The organism is Microvirga sp. P4_G7 (assembly GCF_056401005.1).
The window spans coordinates 1-3,332 of record NZ_JBFUKD010000424.1 but is presented as its reverse complement, the minus strand read 5'-3'; the positions used below and the strand labels follow the sequence as shown (position 1 = coordinate 3,332).

4 protein-coding genes and 1 pseudogene are annotated in these 3,332 nt (G+C 63.9%); all 5 read left to right on the top strand.

Annotation, left to right across the window (positions count from 1 at the left end; all coding sequences use genetic code 11):
• Positions 1-169: 169 nt before the first annotated feature.
• On the top strand, positions 170-1,105 hold the full coding sequence (gene ubiA / locus AC1DT3_RS15735; protein ID WP_477466182.1) for a 4-hydroxybenzoate octaprenyltransferase: 936 nt from the start codon (positions 170-172) through the stop codon (positions 1,103-1,105).
• A 152-nt stretch (positions 1,106-1,257) separates the two neighbouring features.
• Positions 1,258-2,073, top strand: coding sequence for a 3'(2'),5'-bisphosphate nucleotidase CysQ (locus AC1DT3_RS15730; RefSeq protein WP_477466181.1), 816 nt, complete (start codon positions 1,258-1,260; stop codon positions 2,071-2,073).
• 54 nt (positions 2,074-2,127) lie between these two features.
• Positions 2,128-2,358 (top strand): DUF4170 domain-containing protein, encoded by a 231-nt coding sequence (locus AC1DT3_RS15725; RefSeq protein ID WP_477466180.1) that lies wholly within the window; start codon positions 2,128-2,130, stop codon positions 2,356-2,358.
• 11 nt (positions 2,359-2,369) lie between these two features.
• Complete coding sequence (locus AC1DT3_RS15720; RefSeq protein ID WP_477466179.1) at positions 2,370-3,137, top strand: lysophospholipid acyltransferase family protein; 768 nt, start codon at positions 2,370-2,372, stop codon at positions 3,135-3,137.
• Positions 3,134-3,332, top strand: a pseudogene (locus AC1DT3_RS15715) (3-deoxy-D-manno-octulosonic acid transferase); the annotation flags it as partial. The gene AC1DT3_RS15720 and the pseudogene AC1DT3_RS15715, both read left to right, overlap by 4 nt.

Below are 3,332 nucleotides of genomic sequence, written 5' to 3'. Positions count from 1 at the left end.
CGGCCAGGCCGTCGAGATGCGCGGTAAAGCGTGCCAAGCAGCCACCAAAGTCGAACAGATGGAAAAGCAGGCCAAAGCCGCTCAACAGCGCGGCGGACAGGGCCTCCTCGGCGGCGGCGGCCTGACGGGCGAATACAAGATTCCTCAAGGCGCCCTCTAGGGCGCGGCCATGAATCGCGCCGCCCCATCCTTACCGGATGCCGTTCGCGGACATTGGGCGGATCGGATCGCACCACCTGTTCTTCGCCCCTATCTGCGCCTCGCCCGGATCGAACGACCGATCGGCTGGTGGCTGCTCCTGTTGCCGTGCTGGTGGTCAGCCGCGTTGGCCGCGATCGCCGACGGCAGGCCGTGGCCAAGTGTATTCCACTGCGTTTTGTTTTTGATCGGCGCGGTCGCGATGCGCGGAGCCGGCTCGACCTATAACGACATCGTGGATCGTGACCTCGATGCGCGGGTCGAGCGGACCCGGGATCGGCCTCTTCCCTCCGGCCAGATCACCACGAAAAGCGCCGCGACGTTTTTGGTCCTGCAATGCCTCGTCGGCCTCTTGGTGCTCCTGCAATTCAACCGCTTCACCATTCTCCTCGGGCTCGCGTCCCTCGCCATCGTGGCGCTGTATCCGTTCATGAAGCGGTTCTTCTGGATGCCGCAGATCGTGCTCGGCTTTGCCTTTGCGTGGGGCGCGCTGATGGGATGGGCCGCCGCGATCGGAACCTTGAGCGCGGCGCCGGTTGTCCTCTATCTCGGCGCCATCGCCTGGGTGGTGGGATACGACACGATCTACGCGTTGCAGGACATCGAGGACGACGAGATCGCGGGGATCAAATCCTCGGCGCGTTTCTTCGGGGACAAGGTCAAGCTCGGTATCGCCCTTTGCTATGTGACGACAGGAGTCGCGCTTGCCTCGGCCTTCACCCTCGTCGGGGTCGGATTTTTCGGATTTCTGGGGCTAGGACTTTTCGCCGGCCATCTGGCCTGGCAGATCTTCAAGGTCGATCGCAACGACGGGATCGGCGCACTGAAGCTGTTTCGCGCCAACCGGGATGCGGGTCTCATCCTGTTCGCCGGTCTCGTTCTCGACGCCTTCACTAAGACGATGTGACGTCTGAGGTCCGAGCGCGACTGCGGGCCACAAAAAATGCCCGTGCGATGCTCATTTTACAGGCCTGCATCGAGGGCCTCGATCTGGTACCGATGACGCCGATGAACCGGCCACGCTTCGGGAGACAACCGACGGTTTGATAGGCTATCGCAATGCTCGCTTCCTCAACCTCCTTTGCCGCCGAGACCCTGCTGCCCGACCTTCGCCGCGCTGCACGTGAGGCCGGTGCGATTGCCCTGCCTCTTTTCCGTGCGGGCGAGCAGACCGCGGCGCGCCTCTGGTTCAAGGACGGCAAGTCTCCGGTGACCGAAGCCGACATCGCGGTCGATACATTTCTGAAGCAACGCCTGCTTGCCCTTCACCCGGGGGGCTGGCTCTCCGAAGAGACCACGGACGATTCCGCGCGCCTCGGGGAGCGGTTCGTCTGGGTCGTCGATCCCATCGACGGGACACGGGCTTTTGCCGCCGGCAGTCCGGATTGGTGCGTGTCGATCGCACTCCTCGAGGACAACGTGCCGATCCTCGGGATGATTTACGCGCCCGTCACCGACCGATTGTACGAGGCGCGGCGTGCGGGAGGCGCCTTACTCAACGACCGCGCATTGCTGGTTCCCGAAAAGCCCAGCGCCGCCGCGGCGCGGATCGCCGGTCCGAAGCCGATGACGGATCTCTATCTGGCTCATGCGGGTGCGGCAGAGTGTCTGCCCAAGATCCCCTCGCTCGCTTTGCGGATCGTCCGGGTCGCGGACGGATCGATCGATATCGGCCTCGCATCGCCCCATTCGCACGATTGGGACATCGCTGCCGCGGATCTCATTCTCCATGAGGCGGGGGGCCGTTTGATCGACCTCAACGGCGACGTGCCGACCTATAACCGTCCCCGGCCGACCCACGGTGAATTGATTGCCGTTCCGTCATGGTTGCATCCGCGCGTCATTGAGGCCATGAGAACCGGAACCATGGGCTGAAATCTTGAAGTCCGACCCCTGTTCTCTCACGGTTGAAAGGAGTGGCTCGTCCCAATGACCGATACGCCCGGCAAACAATTGCTTCATCTCGTTTTCGGCGGTGAATTGACCGATCTCGAATCAATCGATTTCAAGGATCTATCGAAGCTCGACATCGTCGGTATCTATCCGAATTATGCCACCGCTCACGCGGCCTGGAAGGCCAAGGCGCAATCGACGGTCGACAACGCCCACATGCGCTATTTCGTGGTCCACCTCCACCGCCTCCTCGAACCGCAGGACTGACGCTGGTTCGCATGGCTCTGCTCAAACGCTTCACGAGATCGCGCCCGGTCCAGGAAACCCTCGGGTTTCTGGTCGCCGGATATTTGCGTCTCGTGCGCCGAACCAACCGGTTCGTGATGGAGCCTGCCGATGCCTATGACCGCATCGGCCCGCAGATGCCCGTCATCGCGGCCATGTGGCACGGACAGCATTTCATGATCCACTTCGCCAAACGGGCGCAGGACCGGGCGGCAAGCCTCGTCTCGCGCTCCGGTGACGGAGAGTTCAACGCCATCGCCCTTCGCCATCTGGGCATTCGCGCCATCCGCGGTTCGGGAGCGCGCGGACGCGACCTGCGCAAAAAGGGCGGCGCTGCCGCGATGCGCGGCATGTTGCGCGCCCTCTCTCAGGGCGAGATGGTGGTGATGACCGCCGACATCCCGAAGATTTCGCGGGTGTGCGGTGTGGGCATCGTCACACTGGCGCAATTGTCCGGCCGACCGATCGTTCCGGTCGCCGTCGTGGCKAGCCGGCGGATCGACTTCAAGAGCTGGGACCGCGCCAGCATCGGCCTGCCCTTCGGCCGCGGCGCGATCGTGCTCGGCGATCCCATCGCCGTACCACGTGAAGCGGATGAAGGCGCAATCGAGACGCTGCGCCAAAAGGTCGAGCAGGCGCTCGACGATGTCCATGCGCGTGCCTATTCCCTCATTGGGTCCCGCGATCCCGGCGCCCGTCGCCCGACGATCGCCCTTGCCGAAAAGTCCGGCCGCCCGGCAGCGGGGGGCGCTGCCCGATGAGGCTTCCCCTTCTCGTCAGGACCTATGGCGCCATCACCGCGACCCTTGAACCGGCCGTTCTCGGCCTGCTCTATTGGCGTCAGCGCAAGGGCCTGGAAGAACGTAGTCGCCTCGGCGAACGACAAGGCTATCCTGGCCGCGATCGGCCGAGGGGACACCTCGCGTGGGTGCACGGCGCAAGCATCGGTGAAACCC